Origin of the sequence: Butyrivibrio fibrisolvens (genome assembly GCF_037113525.1) — a bacterium.
Taxonomy (GTDB): domain Bacteria; phylum Bacillota; class Clostridia; order Lachnospirales; family Lachnospiraceae; genus Butyrivibrio; species Butyrivibrio fibrisolvens.
Window position 1 is genome coordinate 382,420 of sequence record NZ_CP146963.1, and the last position, 16,565, is coordinate 398,984.

Consider the following 16,565-nt stretch of genomic DNA (forward strand, 5'->3'; position numbering starts at 1 on the left):
GCTTCAAATTCGCCTCAGCTTTTCTTTGGGATATGGTATTATAGTAACTGGCAATTGGTTTGAAAGGGAGGAGAGTCTATGCTTAGAATAGGTATGCTTACAAGTGGTGGTGACTGTCAGGCATTAAATGCAGCAATGCGAGGCGTTGTTAAGTGCCTTGATGCAAGTGGAACTGAAATGGAAATTTACGGATTTCTCAATGGTTATAAAGGCCTTATAAATAGTAATTTTAAGATGCTTACCCCTAGAGATTTCTCGGGACTTCTTACAAGAGGCGGAACTATTCTTGGCTCATCAAGAGTTCCTTTTAAGACAATTCATGAACCTGATGAAAATGGCAAAGATAAGGTTGCATCAATGAAGCAGACTTACTACAAGCTTCAGCTTGATGTTCTTGTAGTTCTTGGCGGTAACGGATCTCAGAAGACTGCTAACCTTCTAAGAGAAGAAGGACTCAACATAATATCGCTTCCCAAAACAATAGATAATGATCTCTGGGGCACCGATATGACCTTCGGTTTCCAGAGCGCAGTTGACGTTGCTACTAACGCGATCGACTGCATCCATACAACAGCAGATTCTCACGGACGTGTATTCATAGTAGAAGTAATGGGTCATAAGGTCGGATGGCTTACCCTCAATGCCGGAATCGCCGGCGGCGCAGACATCATCCTTATCCCTGAGATTCCATATGATATAGATAAAGTAATAGAAGCTATCGAAAAGCGTGCTAAAAACGGTTCAAGATTTACAATCCTTGCAGTTGCAGAGGGTGCTAAATCCAAGGAAGATGCCAAGCTTTCTAAGAAGGAATATAAAAAGAAACTTTCAAATTATCCCTTCCCATCTGTGTCCTATGAAATCGCCGATCAGATTCAAAAGAAAACAGGCCGCGAAGTAAGAGTAACTGTCCCCGGCCACATGCAAAGAGGAGGCGTCCCTGACCCTTACGACAGAGTATTCGCAAGCCGCGTAGGCGTAGAAGCCGGTCAACTCATATTGAAAAAAGAATACGGCTACATGATTGCCTACAAGAACCGTGAGATGGTTAAGGTTCCACTTAAGGATGTTGCCGGAAAACTCAAAGAACTTCCGAAAGATGCAAGCATCATTAAGGAAGCTAAAATGCTGGGAATCTGCTTCGGGGACTGATGGCATAGAAATGTTAATTCCTCTATGGTGAGGAATTAACGCAATTAGTTAAAGGTGAACAAGGTTTCAAATTAGTGTGTTATAATATAGCTTGAATATTCCTGAGGATGGCAGTTAATAAATGATTTTCTTGTCTTTGAAAATTATATTAAATTCAAGAGCGTGATAGATGGAATAATATATTCTGTTTGGGATTCATCTGCCCCCGCGAAGCGAGTTTATGAATCCCGGAATATATTATTCCAGATATCATGCCTAGTTACAGGACGTAGCTAGACATGTTTAGAAATACATGGATGTATTTCTATGTCGGTGAATTTTATATAATTTTCACGACAAGAAAATCATTTATTAACTGCCATCCTCAGGAATCTCGACAACCTTCATTAAAAACGAAAAGGGTATACCCAGATGCCATACGTAGCTTTATATAGAAAATTCCGTCCTCCGACATTTGAAGATGTCAAAGGTCAGGATCACATTGTAACTACTCTTAAAAATCAGATAAGATCGGACCGCGTAGGCCATGCATACCTTTTTTGCGGAACCCGTGGAACAGGTAAGACATCAGTTGCCAAGATACTGGCACGTGCCGTTAACTGCGAGAATCCCGTAGATGGTAATCCTTGCGGCGAGTGTGAGAGATGCAAGGCTATAGCTGAAGGCAGATGCGTTGACGTAGTTGAGATCGATGCTGCTTCCAACAACGGTGTCGATAATATCAGAACCATCATTGATGAAGTTTCTTATTCTCCAACTATGGGCAAAAAGAAAGTGTACATCATCGATGAGGTTCACATGCTTTCTACAGGAGCTTTCAATGCACTTTTAAAGACTCTTGAAGAGCCACCGGAATATGTGCTTTTCATTCTGGCTACTACTGAAGTTCAGAAGATACCGATCACTATTTTATCCAGATGCCAAAGATATGATTTTCATCGTATTACTATAGATACTATAGAAGGAAGACTAAAGGAAGTTACTGAGAGTGAAGGTATAAATGCGCAGGAGAAGGCGCTTCGTTATATTGCAAGGGCAGCAGATGGCTCTATGCGAGACTCTCTAAGTCTTCTTGATCAGTGCGTTGCTTTTAACTATGGCGAAGAGCTTACTTATGACAAAGTTCTTGGAGTTCTTGGCGCTGTTGACACAGCAGTATTCGGACAGATGTTTGAAGCACTTCATGATGCTGATGCTAAGAAAGCGCTTAATATTCTTGCTGATGTAGTCATTCAGGGTAGAGAGCTTTCACAGTTTATAGCTGATTTTGTATGGTATCTTAGAAATTTGATGCTTGTATCAACTTCTGATAATGTTGAAGATGTTGTTGATATTTCTACAGATAATCTTAAGGTCTTAAAAGAGCAGGCAGACGGATGCGATATAGATACGATAATGCGTTTTATAAGCGTATTTTCAGAGCTTGAGGCAAGTTTGCGTTTTGCAGCTCAAAAGCGTATTCTGATTGAAATGGCTCTTATAAGGATATGTCGTCCGCAGATGGAAGGTGCATCTGACGAAGGACTTGCTAGCCGTGTAAGAGCGCTTGAAACAAAGGCCAGAGAATCTGATGATATAATCAGAAAGATCAAAAACGGTCAGATAGCTGTGGCTTCATCTGCGAATGTTGCAGGAGCTGAGTTTTCAAAAACTGTAGAAGCCAAGAAACTTGACAGACCTATTCCTGAAGATATCAAGGCTGTTGTTGACGGATTTGACCGCTTTCTTGGTGGAATGAAGGATTCTGCACTCAAGATAGCAATGAGGACAGACAGACCAAGGCTTTCACTTGGTGCTGACAATACTCTTCAGATGGTATTTAGTACAGGAATTCAGGGTTCACTTGTTGAATCACAAAAGAGTACTCTTGAAAATGAGCTTGCAGAAACTTTTGGCAAGGACATAAAGGTTGAGATAAGAAACCTTGCAAAAGGTGAGCAGTTTGAGCAGTCTTATGTGGATCTTGAAGCTATTAAGTCTGCTATTCAGTTCGATGTTGTGACAGAAGACGAAGTGAGTCATCCGGCTGATGAGCAAAGAGAAGATAGTACTGATCAGGAAGCTGTGGTAGCTTCTCAGACAGATGCAAGATCAGAAGCAGATGCTTCTAAAGAAGATATATCTGCTGAGATGGATATGGCTTCTGAGAGTACATATGAGGATATTGCTCCTGATTTTGTTCAGGATATGAGCCCCGAAGATGATGGTAGCTCTTTTGAAGAAAAGGATGAACCTGAAGAGGACGTCTGATATTATGTGGTAAATAGAACATAGGATTTTTTCATATGTCTTTTTATAAAATGGATTTTACGGAGGTATTAATTTATGAGTAAGCGTGGAGGTTTTCCCGGAGGAATTCCAGGTAACATGAATAATCTGATGAAGCAGGCACAGCGTATGCAGCGTCAGATGGAAGAGAATCAGAAGGAACTTGAGAATAAGGAGTTCACAGCTAAAGCAGGTGGCGGTGCTGTAGAAGCAACTGTTACAGGATCTAAAGAGCTTAAGGCTATTAAGATCTCTCCTGAAGCTGTTGATCCTGATGATGTAGAAATGCTTCAGGACCTAATCGTTGCCGCTGTTAATGAGGCAATGGGTGAAGCTGATAAGGCAAATGCTGAGGCTCTTGGTAAGATGACAGGTGGTCTCGGAGGACTTGGCGGCCTTGGCGGAGGATTTGGATTCTAATGGATCTGTATAGCGGCCATGTTAACAAGCTTATTGAAGAGCTTGCTTCACTCCCCGGAATAGGCGGGAAGTCAGCGCAGCGTCTGGCGTTTTATATTATAAATATGCCCAAAGACCGCGTCGCAAGACTTTCAGGTGCTATCAACGATGCCAGGGAGAATGTTCATTACTGTAAGAAGTGCTGTACTCTTACAGATGGGGATCTGTGCCCTATCTGTTCGAATGACAGCAGAGATCAGTCGACGATTATGGTCGTTGAGAACTCAAGAGATCTTGCAGCATATGAAAGAACAGGAAAATATAATGGTCTTTATCATGTACTCCAAGGGGTAATATCACCGATGCTTGGTGTGGGCCCTTCAGATATAAGACTTAAAGAACTTATACAACGTCTTCAGACTGAAGATATAAAGGAAGTGATCCTTGCGACAGGCTCAAGTCTTGAAGGCGAAACGACAGCTATGTATGTGAGTAAACTGGTGAAACCCACAGGCATCAAGGTTACGCGTATTGCAAGCGGCGTACCTGTTGGAGGGGATCTGGAATATATTGATGAAGTGACACTGTTACGTGCACTAGAGGGAAGGACCGAAGTATGAGCGTAAAGAGAGAATTTGTAGGGGAAACAGACAAGGGACAGGCAGTATATCTTTTCCATATTACTAATAAAAATGATATGGAAGTTACAGTCCTTAATTATGGTATCAACATTCAGAATGTCTTTGTAAAAGACAATAATGGCAACAAGTGCGATGTAGTTCTTGGATTCGATGATCTTGAGGGCTACAAGGACAACAAGCCTACACTTGGATCAACTATAGGACCATCTGCTAACCGTGTTGAGGGTGGTAAGTATACTATTGCAGGTAAGGAATATCATCTTCCTCTTAACGAGAATGGTATAAATAACCTTCACACAGATTTTGACAATGGTTTCCACAAGACTGTATGGGACAGCGAAGAAGGCGATAATCTTGTAAGATTTACCTATAAGGCTAAAGACGGAGAGCTTGGCTTCCCTGGAAACCGTGAGTTCACAGTTGAAGTTTCACTTTCAGATGATAATGAGCTTACACTTCATTATCATGCAGACAGTGATGCAGATACTCTTATAAATGTAACTAACCATACATATTTCAATCTTGGTGGAAGCGGAAGCGGCAAGATTCTTGGTCACGTTCTTCAGCTTAACTCCCACTACTTCACACCTGTTAAGGATAAAGGTTCTATTCCGTCAGGTGAGAAGCGCGAAGTTAAGGGAACTCCACTTGATTTCACAACTCCTAAGACAATTGGACAGGATATCAATTCTGATTATGAGCAGGTTGCACTTGCAAATGGTTATGATCATAACTTTATTATCGACGGCGGCGTTGATGAAGTTGGAAATGCTACAGGACAGATGCGTGAGTTTGCTATAGTAACAAATCCTGCAACAGGAATCACAATGCATGCATCAACTAACCTTCCGGGATTCCAGTTCTATTCTGCTAACTTCCTTAAGGATCTTGTGGGTAAGAATGGATATGAGTATGGTCAGTATGATGGACTTTGCCTTGAAACACAGACATTTCCAAATGGAGTTAATACTCCTTCATTCCCAAGCCCTGTATATGGACCGGAGCGTCCATATGATGCTGTAACAGTTTATAAGTTCAACTAATATAGTTGATCTTATGATCTGAAATTATCTACTGATTTGGTATTATACTTGCTGATATGGAGGACTGATGGCAGAAGTCAGAAACTTTAGAGATTACAGCAGATATTTTAGAAATTCAGATGCACCGGACGAAGATGCCGGTGCATCTTTTTCCAGAGAGCCATCTTATCAGGAAAAGATAAGAAATCACAGACTTATAGTTTTTTACAGAACTATTTTTCTTCTGATAGTATCAATATCCCTGATAGTATTTATTTATATGAACTGGCACAATAAGGTGTATTCGGAGTCACGTGTACTTAGCACTACCTCTCTTACCGGAATGTCAGGTGTTACAGTTATGCCTCTTGGACAAAATATCCTTAGATATAGTAAAGATGGTATCAACTGTTTGTCTGCGGATGGAAGAGCTCTTTGGAATATGACCTATGATATGCAGTCACCTGTAGTGAGAATCTGTGGAGAAACAGTTGCTGTAGGTGATTACAATGGCAATACTATCTATGTAGCTAACTCAGAAGGAACACTTGGAAGTTTTGGAACGAATCTTCCTATAAGAGATTTCTGTGTATCTGAGCAGGGCGTTGTTGCCGTAATACTTGATGATGATGACATTACCAGAATTAAACTTTTTGATACTTCCGGTAAAGAGCTTGCGGCCATAAAAGCAACTATGGCTAACAGTGGATACCCTACAAGTGTTTCCATATCTCCTAATGGAGAACTGCTTGCGGTATGCTATCTGAAAGAGGCAAGCGGATCTATGCAGACCAGAGTTACCTTTTTTAACTTTGGAGCTGTAGGTCAGAATGAAACGGATAATATGGTTAGTTCTTTTAAATATGAAGATACGATCATCCCTTATGATGTCTTTTTGAATGCATCTACCAATATGGCGGTATCTGATAAGAGTATTATTTTTTACAAGGGTGAGGATGTTCCTAATGATCCTGTGGTAAGTGACATTGGTGAGAGTGAGATCATGAGCGTGTACAATAGTGACTCATACGCAGGCATCGTTAGCGCGGGAACAGCAGAAGAAGGTGCGTATAAACTTACGGTTTATAATACATCAGGTAAGCAGATCCTGGAAAAATACTTTGATCTTGCTTATACAGATCTGTTCTTCTCGGATGATCAGTTCGTTATATATAACGACAAGCAGTGGCAGCTTTATGGTATAGATGGAACTCTTCGTTTTGAAGGAGAGTTTGATGAAAGTATCAGAGCCATTATCCCGGGACCAAGCAGAAGCAGATTTACGATCGTTACATCTGATTCACTAGATCAGATAGAGCTCAGATAGTCGTACATAGAAATGCATCCATGCATTTCTGGACATGTACTGATTACATCCTGTAATCTGTACATAGAAATGCAAAGTCATGTGTCTTTAATGATGAAAGGCACATGACTTTTTTGTTGCCTTGTATCTCAAAACATTGACAATGTAACGGAATTGCGATAAACTCGAAAAAGTAAGGTTATTAGTTCCAACAGATTCACTGTTAATCAATTTTCCAGACAACTACAATTATAGAAACAGCCTTGCTGCTTGCAGGGTGAGCAGATGCATGGGAGGAATCCATTATGGCAGAAGAGAGTAGCACACAGGTAAGACCTACAGCAACTATCAAATCTATTGTTAAAGCAGCTGTTATAGAGCAAAGCGAGAAGGCAGCAGCACTTGCAAAAGATGCTGAAGCTAAGAAACAGGAAGTTGGTGTTAAGGTTGTAGAAGTTAAGAATATAGCAGCTAAAAAAGCTGAAGACGTAAAGGATGCAGCAGTAAAGAAAGTAGAAACAGCTAAAAAGGATACAGAAAAAAAGGCAGAAAAAGCTAAGAAGACTGTAGCCAAAACGGCTAAAAAGGTAGAAAAAGCTGCTGACAAGAAAGTGAAGGAAGTAAAGAAAGAGGCAGCTAAGACTGCAAAGAAAGTTACAAAAGATACTACAAAGAAGGCAGCAGCTGCTAAAAAGACTGTAGCTAAGAAGGCTGAGACAGCAAAGAAGGATGTAAAAAAGGTTGAAAAGACAGTAGCTAAAAAAGCAGAGGCAACTAAGAAGACTGTAGAAAAGAAAGCTGCTGTAGCTAAGAAAACAGTAGAAAAGAAGGCGACTGTAGCTAAAAAGACAGTAGCTAAGAAAGCTGAGACAGCTAAGAAGACAGTAGCTAAGAAGGCATCTGTAGCAGCAAAGACAGTTGCTAAGAAGGTGGCTGATGTTAAGGCTGCAAATGAGCCTAAGGTTAAACTTGTTCTCCAGTACAGAGACTATGATGTTGAGCAGAGCGTTCTTTTAAAGAATGCAAAGGCAAGCCTTGGCAAGAAGTATGATGAGCTTAAGAAACTGGATCTTTATGTAAAACCTGAAGAAGGCAGAGTTTATTATGTAGCAGACGAGCAGCTTGGAAGCTTTGATCTGTGATCTAAAAAACGTTATTAAATTGCCCCATATCTTTTTTTATTATATGAAGGAGCGTAGATTCTATATGGATTTGCGCTTCTTTATTTTTTCTTTAGACTTTTTTAGTTATTAGTTGGTTGACATGGAAGTTTATAAGTGATAATTTAACGTATGTAAGATATTAGCACTCAAGTCGAGTGAGTGCTAACACCGGATAAGAAGAGGTAATCATTTGGAACTTACAGAGCGTAAGAAAACAATTCTAAATGCAATCGTCCGTAATTATCTGGAGACCGGAGAACCGGTTGGAAGCAGGACGATTTCCAAGTATACGGATCTGAATCTTTCATCTGCGACAATTCGCAATGAGATGTCTGATCTTGAAGAAATGGGGCTTATACTTCAGCCACATACTTCAGCAGGCCGTATACCTTCTGATCAGGGCTATCGCATTTATGTTGACGATATGCTTGCTGAGAAGGAGAAGGAAGTTGACAGCATGCGTGAGATGCTGCTGGACAAGGAAGAGAAGCTTGAGAATCTTCTTAAGCATGTAGCGAGACAGCTTGCAGACAATACTAATTATGCAACCATGATCTCAGCGCCTTCCATGAGCAAGAACAAGCTCAAATTCCTGCAGATAAGCCGAGTTGATAGCGATCACCTTCTTGCTACCATAGTTCTTGAAGGTAACCTTATCAAGAACAAGATGATACCGGTTGAAGAAGAGCTTGATGATGCAACGATCCTGAAGCTGAACATGATCCTTAATACGAATCTTGGAGGCATATCGGTTGAGAATATCAACCTTGGCCTTATTGCAGCACTTAAAGCTCAGGCGGGTATACACTCGGAGATTGTCGGACATGTCATAGATGCAGCAGCTGAATCCATCAGAGCTGATGAAGAGCTTGAGATATATACAAGTGGTACTAATAACATTTTAAAGTACCCTGAGCTTTCAGATAATCAGAAGGCAAGTGATCTTATCAATACATTTGAAGAAAAGCACGATCTTACAAGTCTTGTTGAAAGCTCTTTGAATGCTACTGAGCATGGTATTCAGGTTTATATAGGAAATGAAATGCCTATAGCTACCATGAAGGACTGCAGTGTTGTTACAGCAACCTATGAACTTGCAGAGGGTATGAGAGGTACGGTCGGTATCATAGGACCTAAGCGAATGGACTACGACAAGGTTGTATCTACTCTTAAGAAGATGATGCATCAGCTGGATGATCTTTATAAAAAGAACGACTAGCTATTTTCACATAAATAATAGTAATAAAGGAGAACCAACTTGAGTCAGGAAAAGGAAATCAAAAAAGAGCAGGAAGCAGTAGAAGACGCTCTTAATGAAAATGAAGCTGTTAACGAGGCAGCTACAGAAGAAAATGCTGAGGCTCAGGCCGAAGGCTCTGAAGATTCTTCCAAGGAAGCTGAAGAAGAGAGCAAGGAAGAGGGTAAGAAATCTCTTTTTGGAAAAAAGAAAAATCCTCTTCAGGATAAGCTTGATGACATGACAGACAAGTACAAACGTCAGCTTGCTGAGTTTGAGAACTTCCGTAACAGAACTGAGAAAGAGAAAGCTCAGATGTTCGATGCAGGTGCAGGTAATGTACTTACTAAGATACTTCCGGTTGTAGATAACTTCGAAAGGGGTCTTGCAGCAGTTCCGGAAGATAAGAAAGATGATTCTCTTGTTCAGGGATTTGACATGATCTACAAGCAGCTTATTAAGACACTTGAAGACATGGATGTTAAACCTATAGAGGCTCTTGGTAAGGAGTTTGATCCTAACCTTCACAATGCAGTAATGCAGGTTGAGAGTGAAGAGTATGAAGAAGGAATCGTTGCTCAGGAGCTCCAGAAGGGCTACACATATCACGATACAGTAATCCGTCACTCAATGGTGGCTGTTGCTAAATAGAAAGAGGCTTGACCCAAAACGGTTATAGCTTCAGGAGAACGTTGACAGATATAAACATCTCCGAATTCCCAAATGGGATAGATTAAAAATCAAGATGAAATAGTTATGGAGGTAATTAACTATGGGTAAAATTATTGGTATCGACCTTGGTACTACAAATAGCTGCGTAGCAGTCATGGAAGGTGGAAAGCCTACCGTTATCGCAAATGCAGAAGGCGCTAGAACAACACCTTCAGTTGTAGCTTTCACAAAGAATGGTGAGAGACTTGTAGGTGAGCCTGCTAAGCGTCAGGCTGTTACAAATGCAGATCACACAATCTCTTCAATCAAGAGAGATATGGGTACAGATAATGGCCGTAACATCGACGGCAAGAAGTACTCACCAGAGCAGATTTCAGCTATGATCCTTCAGAAACTTAAAAAGGATGCTGAGGACTATCTTGGAGAGTCTGTATCACAGGCAGTTATCACAGTTCCTGCATACTTCAACGATGCTCAGCGTCAGGCTACAAAGAACGCTGGTAAGATCGCTGGTCTTGAAGTAGAGCGTATCATCAACGAGCCTACAGCAGCAGCTCTTGCTTATGGTCTTGATAACGAGAAAGAGCAGAAGATCATGGTTTATGACCTTGGTGGCGGTACATTCGACGTATCTATCATCGAGATCGGTGATGGCGTAATCGAAGTTCTTTCTACAAACGGTGATACACACCTTGGTGGTGACGATTTCGATAACAGAATCATCAACTGGATGGTTGAAGAGTTCAAGTCAAGAGAAGGCGTAGACCTTTCAGGCGACAAGATGGCTATGCAGAGACTTAAGGAAGCTGCAGAGAAGGCTAAGAAGGAACTTTCTTCTTCTACAACAACTAACATCAACCTTCCTTTCATTACAGCAACAGCTGAAGGTCCTAAGCACTTTGATATGGATCTTACAAGAGCTAAATTCGAAGAGCTCATTCATGACCTCGTTGAGAAGACAGCAATCCCTGTACAGAACGCTATGAGAGATGCTGGTCTTACAAACGCTGACCTTGGTAAGGTACTCCTTGTTGGTGGTTCAACACGTGTTCCTTGCGTAGTAGAGAAGGTTAAGCAGCTTACAGGTCAGGAGCCTTCCAAGAACCTTAACCCTGATGAATGCGTAGCAGTTGGTGCTGGTATCCAGGGTGGTAAGCTCAATAACGAAGCTGGTACAGGAGATATCCTTCTTCTCGATGTAACTCCACTTTCACTTTCTATCGAGACAATGGGTGGTATCGCTACAAAGCTTATCGAGCGTAATACAACTATTCCTACAAAGAAGAGCCAGATCTTCTCAACAGCAGCTGATAACCAGACAGCAGTTGATATCAACGTTCTTCAGGGTGAAAGACAGTTCGCAAGAGACAACAAGTCACTTGGTCAGTTCCGTCTTGATGGTATCCCACCAGCAAGAAGAGGTATGCCTCAGATCGAAGTAACATTCGATATCGATGCTAACGGTATCGTTAACGTATCTGCTAAGGACCTTGGTACAGGTAAAGAGCAGCACATCACAATCACATCCGGCACAAACATGTCTGATGATGATATCGATAAGGCTATCAAAGAGGCTCAGGAATATGAGGCTCAGGATAAGAAACGTAAGGAAGGCATTGATGCAAGAAACGAAGCTGATTCCTTCGTATTCCAGACAGAGCAGGCACTCAAGGATGCAGGCGACAAGATCGATGCTACTGCTAAGTCAACAGTAGAGGCTGATCTCAGCGATCTTAAGGCTACTCTTGAAGCTACTAAGGATAAGGAACTTACTGACGAAGAGATCGATAAGATCAAGACTCAGAAAGAGAAACTTATGACAGATGCTCAGCAGCTCTTCTCAAAGATGTATGAGAACATGCAGCAGCAGGCTGGCCCTCAGGCTGGTCCTGGACCTGATATGGGCGGAGCAGGCGCTTCATCTCAGGGAGCAAATAATGATGACGTAGTTGACGGAGACTACAGAGAAGTATAATGTATAAAGGTCGGTGATTTTTATACGACTTCTTACAGACGCAGGTATTTGCGTTTGTGATATGGATCTATGATTATAACCCCGAGCTGCGGATTTCGCAGCTCGCGGGTATTTTGCGCTAAGGAAAAGGTATTATGGCAGATCAGAAACGCGATTATTATGAAGTTCTTGGAGTCGGCAAGGGCGCTTCGGATGATGAGATCAAAAAAGCATACAGAGTACTTGCTAAAAAGTATCATCCTGATATGAATCCCGGTGATTCTGCAGCAGCCGAAAAATTCAAGGAAGCTTCTGAAGCATATGCGGTACTTTCAGATCCTGAGAAGAGACGCCAGTATGATCAGTTCGGTCATGCAGCATTTGAAGGCGGCGGAGCAGGATTTAACGGTGGCGGATTTGATTTCTCCGGTGCTGATTTCAGTGATATATTTGGTGACATATTCGGTGAGTTCTTTGGCGGCGGTAGAAGCCGTGGAGCACGTTCCGGACCTGCAAAGGGAGCTAATATACGTGCCAGTGTCAGAATTACATTTATGGAATCAATCACAGGCACTGAGAAAGAACTGACTCTTAATTTGAAAGATCCTTGCCCGACATGTAAAGGTACAGGCGCTAAGCCTGGAACAACTCCTCAGATGTGTCCTAAGTGCGGTGGTAAGGGACAGGTTGTTTTCACACAGCAGTCTCTTTTCGGAACTGTACGTAATGTTCAGACATGTCCTGACTGCGGCGGCTCAGGCAAGATTATTAAAGATAAATGTTCTGATTGTGGCGGTACAGGTTATAAGACAAGCCGCAAGACGATCAAAGTTACAATTCCTGCAGGAATTGATAACGGACAGAGTGTTCGTATCAGAGAAAAGGGTGAACCTGGTATCAACGGAGGTCCAAGAGGCGATCTTCTTGTAGAGGTACTTGTATCAAGTCATCCTACATTCCAGAGAGAAGATTATGATATTTTCTCAGTTGTAGAGATGTCATATGCTATTGCAGCTCTTGGTGGATCCATCGTGATCGATACTGTTGATGGTAGAGTAGTATATGATGTTAAGCCTGGAACTCAGACAGGAGCAAGAATCAGACTTAGAGGTAAGGGTGTTCCTTCTCTTAGAGATAAGGATATCAGAGGTGACCACTATGTTACTCTTGTAGTTAAGACTCCTGAACGTCTTTCCAAAGAGGCCAAAGAGCTCCTTACTAAGTTTGATGAACTTACAGGTGACAGCCTTAATGAGGCAGAGAGACTTACATCGGATGGTTCTGATGATAAGGACGGCAAAGACAAAAAGAAGAAAAAAGGCTTCTGGAATAAATAAAGATAACTTTTTTGGGGGTGTCGCACAAAATAGCGGCACCCTCTCGTTATTAATAGCTTCACGGGTTCTGTAATTGGACTCTTAAGCTGAATTCTACTTTACTGCAGGAGATGAGGCATTTGCCATGATATTTACCTGCAAGCTCCTGAATGATCTTAAGACCATAACCGTGACTTACCTTATCCTTTTTGGTCGTGGAAATAAGATTTCCGCGTATATGGCGCTGTACAAGCACAGGATTGATTACGGAAATAGTAGTAAAGTTGCGTGTTCTGACTGCTTTGACATTAATATAAGGATTTTCAATGTTTTCACAGGCTTCCAGCGCATTATCAAGAGCATTGGCAAGAATGGAGCATATATCAGGGGCAGGCATATTGGTAAGCCCTGCCAGTGATCCTTCATAGCCAAAGGTAATGCCCTTTTTGTTTGCAATCTCCATTCTGCTGGCCAGGATTATATCAGCAATATTATTGCCGCTAATAGGAACAGGAGCGGCAGGAAGGCTGGCAGTAAGATCTTTAGTATATTTTTTGATTTCATTGTAATTACCGTCTTCAGCCAGTGTTTCGATTATTGCCATATGTTTTTTGAGATCATGTCTCTTTTTCCTGATCTCATCTTCTTGCAGCTGGAGGTTCTGCATAGCGTCCAGCTGAGTCTGCAGATAGGTCATATGAATTCTTGCAAGTGTCTCATTCTCAAGACGGATTCTTTTTTCAAACAAACTGTAAATATAGAATACAATGCAGCTGACATATGCTATAGGCAGGAAGAACCTCCAGAACATATCAGCAAATCCCAAATAGTCGCTTGTTGCGAATAACATAGCACACAGCGCCAGTATCAGCATTGTAAGGCAGAACAGTATCATTGCCAGCGCGATTTCTCTTAACGTAATATGAAAGACCAGTCCTTTCTTTTGGGAAATGATGTGTATTGTCACAAGAATCAGTATGATAGTCAGGTCTGTAATGACATCAGAGAGTTTCAGTGTCAGGTAAAAGCAGGAAAATGAATCATCCACATACGGGAATACTGTCGTGAAAATATATGACGGCATTATTGAAAAAACGGTATATAAGAAAAAAGTCGGAATGGTCAAAAGAACATCCGTAAGCTTAAGTGAACTAAGCCCCAGAATAGTCAGATATACCATTGCAAGGACCATGATCATATAAAGTGATGGTATTGGTATGAAAATATTCGTTATGAATAAAACAAGAAAATAGGACGGGAAGAGCAGATACAGCCTTTTTCCTGAAATATCAAGATGCCCCCCGCAGAAGTACTGGAGGAGCAATATAAGTTCAGTGCAGGCTATAGCATTTGAAATTGCGGCAATTACATAAGGGCCAAAAAGATCAATGATATGGAGATTCATAATTAACCTCATGTCGCGAGCAAAGCGAGTGACTAATGGTTCAAACTGATGGAGCTCGCGTCATCAATTTGGGTTTAAATGTGGAACACTTTCAAGCTTAACCTCGTACTTATTCTCCTGAAATAAATGCATTGAAGGCAGATTCAAAGTCCTTGTATCTGCGCCTGCTAAGAGCCAGTGTGTTTCCATTATCAAGTGTTATGTGTGAAGAATCATACTGCGAGATTCTCTCAAGATTAACAAGAATACTGCGGTGTATTCTGCAGAAATGCTGCCCGGAAAGTTCTTCTTCAAAATCAGTCAGGTTCTTTCTGACAGTTATAGAATCATCATCCGTATAAACAGCTGTATCCTTGTTGTTGGCTTCTATATAGAGAATATCAGCAGTGTTTAGAATCATTGATCCAAATGATGCATCGATACGAAGTAAGCGCTTTTTCTTACTGCGAATTTCTTGTCGGATGCTTTCGAGGGTGTCTGACAGAGATTTTTCATCAATAGGTTTTATCAGATATCTGAAAGCATTGACTTCGTAGCCTTTGGGAGCGGAAGAAAGGTCGCTTGTCAGATATATAATGAAGCAGGTCGAATCATAGGTACGGATCTTCTTGCCAACTTCGATTCCGTTAAATGGCTCCATGATAACATCGCAAAAGATAATATCGAATCTTTTGCCAAGTGAATAATCCTCAAGAAGCTTATTGGGATCAGTATAAGTGAAAAGCTCAAAGTTCATTTCTTTCCACAATAATTTGTATAAGCTGTCGACGAATATCTGTTCGTCATCAAGTATTGCTACCCGCATATTTAGTTCCTGTATAAGAAAAGCCTAAGATAAACAGTAATATTATAACCGTTCGCACCGGATTTTCAACCACTTACGAAAAAATAGAATATACATTGAAATATCTGCATAAAATGGATGCATAAATGTACTACAAGTATGAAAGCTGTAGAACAAGGAGGAAGAGTATGAAAGCTAACGAAGTATACACTAAGACACTGAAATTTGCATGGATAAAGCTGGGAATGGGTTTGGCTACGGTACTTTTGTCAATCATTCTGTTCGCGATAGTCATGGGGATAAGCGTGCTGATGGAAAGTGAAGAAGTTGGAATGATCGGACTTTTAATCTGGTTTGCAGGAACACTGCTTATAAGCTACATAATAAACACCTATTTTGGATATCTTGTTAAAGCAGGGCATGTTGCAGTAATCGCTGAAACCTTCAGAACCGGTCAGGTACCTGCAGATGAAGTAAACTATGGAATCAGAATGGTTAAGTCAAGATTTGCTACAAGCAACATTTATTTTGTTCTTGACAGACTTGTAAGCGGGGCTGTTAACCAGCTTCAAAGTGCAGTAGGCAAGGTGGAGAGCTTCCTTGATTTTGTTCCCGGAATGAGCATAATAGCGGGATTTGCCAAGAGCCTTATCAGAATCGGACTTGGATATGTAGATGAATGCTGCCTTGGCTACACGTTCTATAATAATCAGCAGAGTGCATTCAAAAGCGCAGCAGATGGCGTAGTTATCTATTTTCAGAACTGGAAGACACTCCTCAAGGATGCAGCCAAGGTATCTCTTATTGTGATAATCGGAACAGTAGTAGCAAGTATATTACCTGTTTATTTATTTGTATTATTGTTCAAGGCTCTTGGCTGGTTTACTTTTATAGGATTTGTTGTGGGTGTCATAGTTGGCTGCGTTGTAAGATATGCATTTATAGACAGCTATATCCTTGTAAGAATGATGAGCTCATACATGCAGGTTGCACCTACAACTGTGATATCATTTGACTTATATGGCAAGCTCAGCAGACTTTCAGGTAAGTTCAGGGAACTTTGCAAGCGTGCCGGAAACGAGATCAGTAATGTCGGTATGAATAATCCATATCCCGGCAACATGGCAGGTTGACTCGGTATGAATGATCCATATTCCGGTAATATGGCAGGTTGATATATACAAACATCTTCAAACTTTGCATTATCGTTTGTTGTGCGTTAAAATGGGCTGAGAAGAAGGCTTTT

14 protein-coding genes are annotated in these 16,565 nt (G+C 41.2%); 12 read left to right on the plus strand and 2 right to left on the minus strand.

What is annotated here, in order from left to right; genetic code table 11:
- Positions 1 to 78 precede the first annotated feature (78 nt).
- The 11 genes from WAA20_RS01485 (at position 79) to dnaJ (ending at position 13,151) form a co-directional block, all read left to right on the plus strand.
- Complete coding sequence (locus WAA20_RS01485; RefSeq protein WP_073390224.1) at positions 79 to 1,152, plus strand: 6-phosphofructokinase; 1,074 nt, start codon at positions 79 to 81, stop codon at positions 1,150 to 1,152.
- A 411-nt stretch (positions 1,153 to 1,563) separates the two neighbouring features.
- A complete protein-coding gene (gene dnaX / locus WAA20_RS01490) occupies positions 1,564 to 3,402 on the plus strand; it encodes a DNA polymerase III subunit gamma/tau (RefSeq protein ID WP_073387550.1) in 1,839 nt (612 codons plus the stop codon).
- Positions 3,403 to 3,477: 75 nt separating this feature from the next.
- Complete coding sequence (locus WAA20_RS01495) at positions 3,478 to 3,840, plus strand: YbaB/EbfC family nucleoid-associated protein (protein WP_073387548.1); 363 nt, start codon at positions 3,478 to 3,480, stop codon at positions 3,838 to 3,840.
- Complete coding sequence (recR, locus tag WAA20_RS01500) at positions 3,840 to 4,439, plus strand: recombination mediator RecR (protein WP_073387546.1); 600 nt, start codon at positions 3,840 to 3,842, stop codon at positions 4,437 to 4,439. The genes WAA20_RS01495 and recR overlap by 1 nt, the downstream gene beginning before the upstream one ends.
- On the plus strand, positions 4,436 to 5,503 hold the full coding sequence (locus WAA20_RS01505) for an aldose epimerase family protein (protein WP_073387544.1): 1,068 nt from the start codon (positions 4,436 to 4,438) through the stop codon (positions 5,501 to 5,503). The genes recR and WAA20_RS01505 overlap by 4 nt, the downstream gene beginning before the upstream one ends.
- Positions 5,504 to 5,570: 67 nt before the next feature.
- On the plus strand, positions 5,571 to 6,809 hold the full coding sequence (locus WAA20_RS01510; RefSeq protein WP_073387542.1) for a DUF5711 family protein: 1,239 nt from the start codon (positions 5,571 to 5,573) through the stop codon (positions 6,807 to 6,809).
- Between the two features lie 284 nt (positions 6,810 to 7,093).
- Positions 7,094 to 7,930: a DUF6465 family protein gene (locus tag WAA20_RS01515; protein ID WP_073387541.1), complete on the plus strand. Its 837-nt coding sequence runs from the start codon at positions 7,094 to 7,096 to the stop codon at positions 7,928 to 7,930.
- 211 nt (positions 7,931 to 8,141) lie between these two features.
- A complete protein-coding gene (hrcA, locus tag WAA20_RS01520) occupies positions 8,142 to 9,170 on the plus strand; it encodes a heat-inducible transcriptional repressor HrcA (protein ID WP_073387539.1) in 1,029 nt (342 codons plus the stop codon).
- A 39-nt stretch (positions 9,171 to 9,209) separates the two neighbouring features.
- The gene (gene grpE, locus WAA20_RS01525; RefSeq protein WP_073387538.1) at positions 9,210 to 9,839 is read left to right on the plus strand and encodes a nucleotide exchange factor GrpE; all 630 of its coding nucleotides are present in this window, start codon (positions 9,210 to 9,212) and stop codon (positions 9,837 to 9,839) included.
- A gap of 121 nt (positions 9,840 to 9,960) precedes the next feature.
- Positions 9,961 to 11,835, plus strand: a complete 1,875-nt coding sequence (gene dnaK / locus WAA20_RS01530) for a molecular chaperone DnaK (RefSeq protein ID WP_073387536.1) — start codon at positions 9,961 to 9,963, stop codon at positions 11,833 to 11,835.
- A gap of 134 nt (positions 11,836 to 11,969) precedes the next feature.
- The gene (dnaJ, locus tag WAA20_RS01535; RefSeq protein ID WP_073387535.1) at positions 11,970 to 13,151 is read left to right on the plus strand and encodes a molecular chaperone DnaJ; all 1,182 of its coding nucleotides are present in this window, start codon (positions 11,970 to 11,972) and stop codon (positions 13,149 to 13,151) included.
- Positions 13,152 to 13,209: 58 nt separating this feature from the next.
- Here dnaJ and WAA20_RS01540 read toward each other — a convergent pair whose 3' ends face one another.
- Both WAA20_RS01540 and WAA20_RS01545 read right to left on the minus strand, forming a co-directional pair.
- Entirely contained in the window at positions 13,210 to 14,535 is a 1,326-nt protein-coding gene (locus WAA20_RS01540) for a GHKL domain-containing protein (RefSeq protein ID WP_073387533.1), read from the minus strand.
- A gap of 109 nt (positions 14,536 to 14,644) precedes the next feature.
- A complete protein-coding gene (locus tag WAA20_RS01545; RefSeq protein WP_073387531.1) occupies positions 14,645 to 15,340 on the minus strand; it encodes a LytTR family DNA-binding domain-containing protein in 696 nt (231 codons plus the stop codon).
- Positions 15,341 to 15,507: 167 nt separating this feature from the next.
- Here WAA20_RS01545 and WAA20_RS01550 point away from each other — a divergent pair, with 167 nt between their 5' ends.
- Positions 15,508 to 16,452 (plus strand): hypothetical protein, encoded by a 945-nt coding sequence (locus WAA20_RS01550; RefSeq protein WP_073387529.1) that lies wholly within the window; start codon positions 15,508 to 15,510, stop codon positions 16,450 to 16,452.
- Positions 16,453 to 16,565 lie beyond the last annotated feature (113 nt).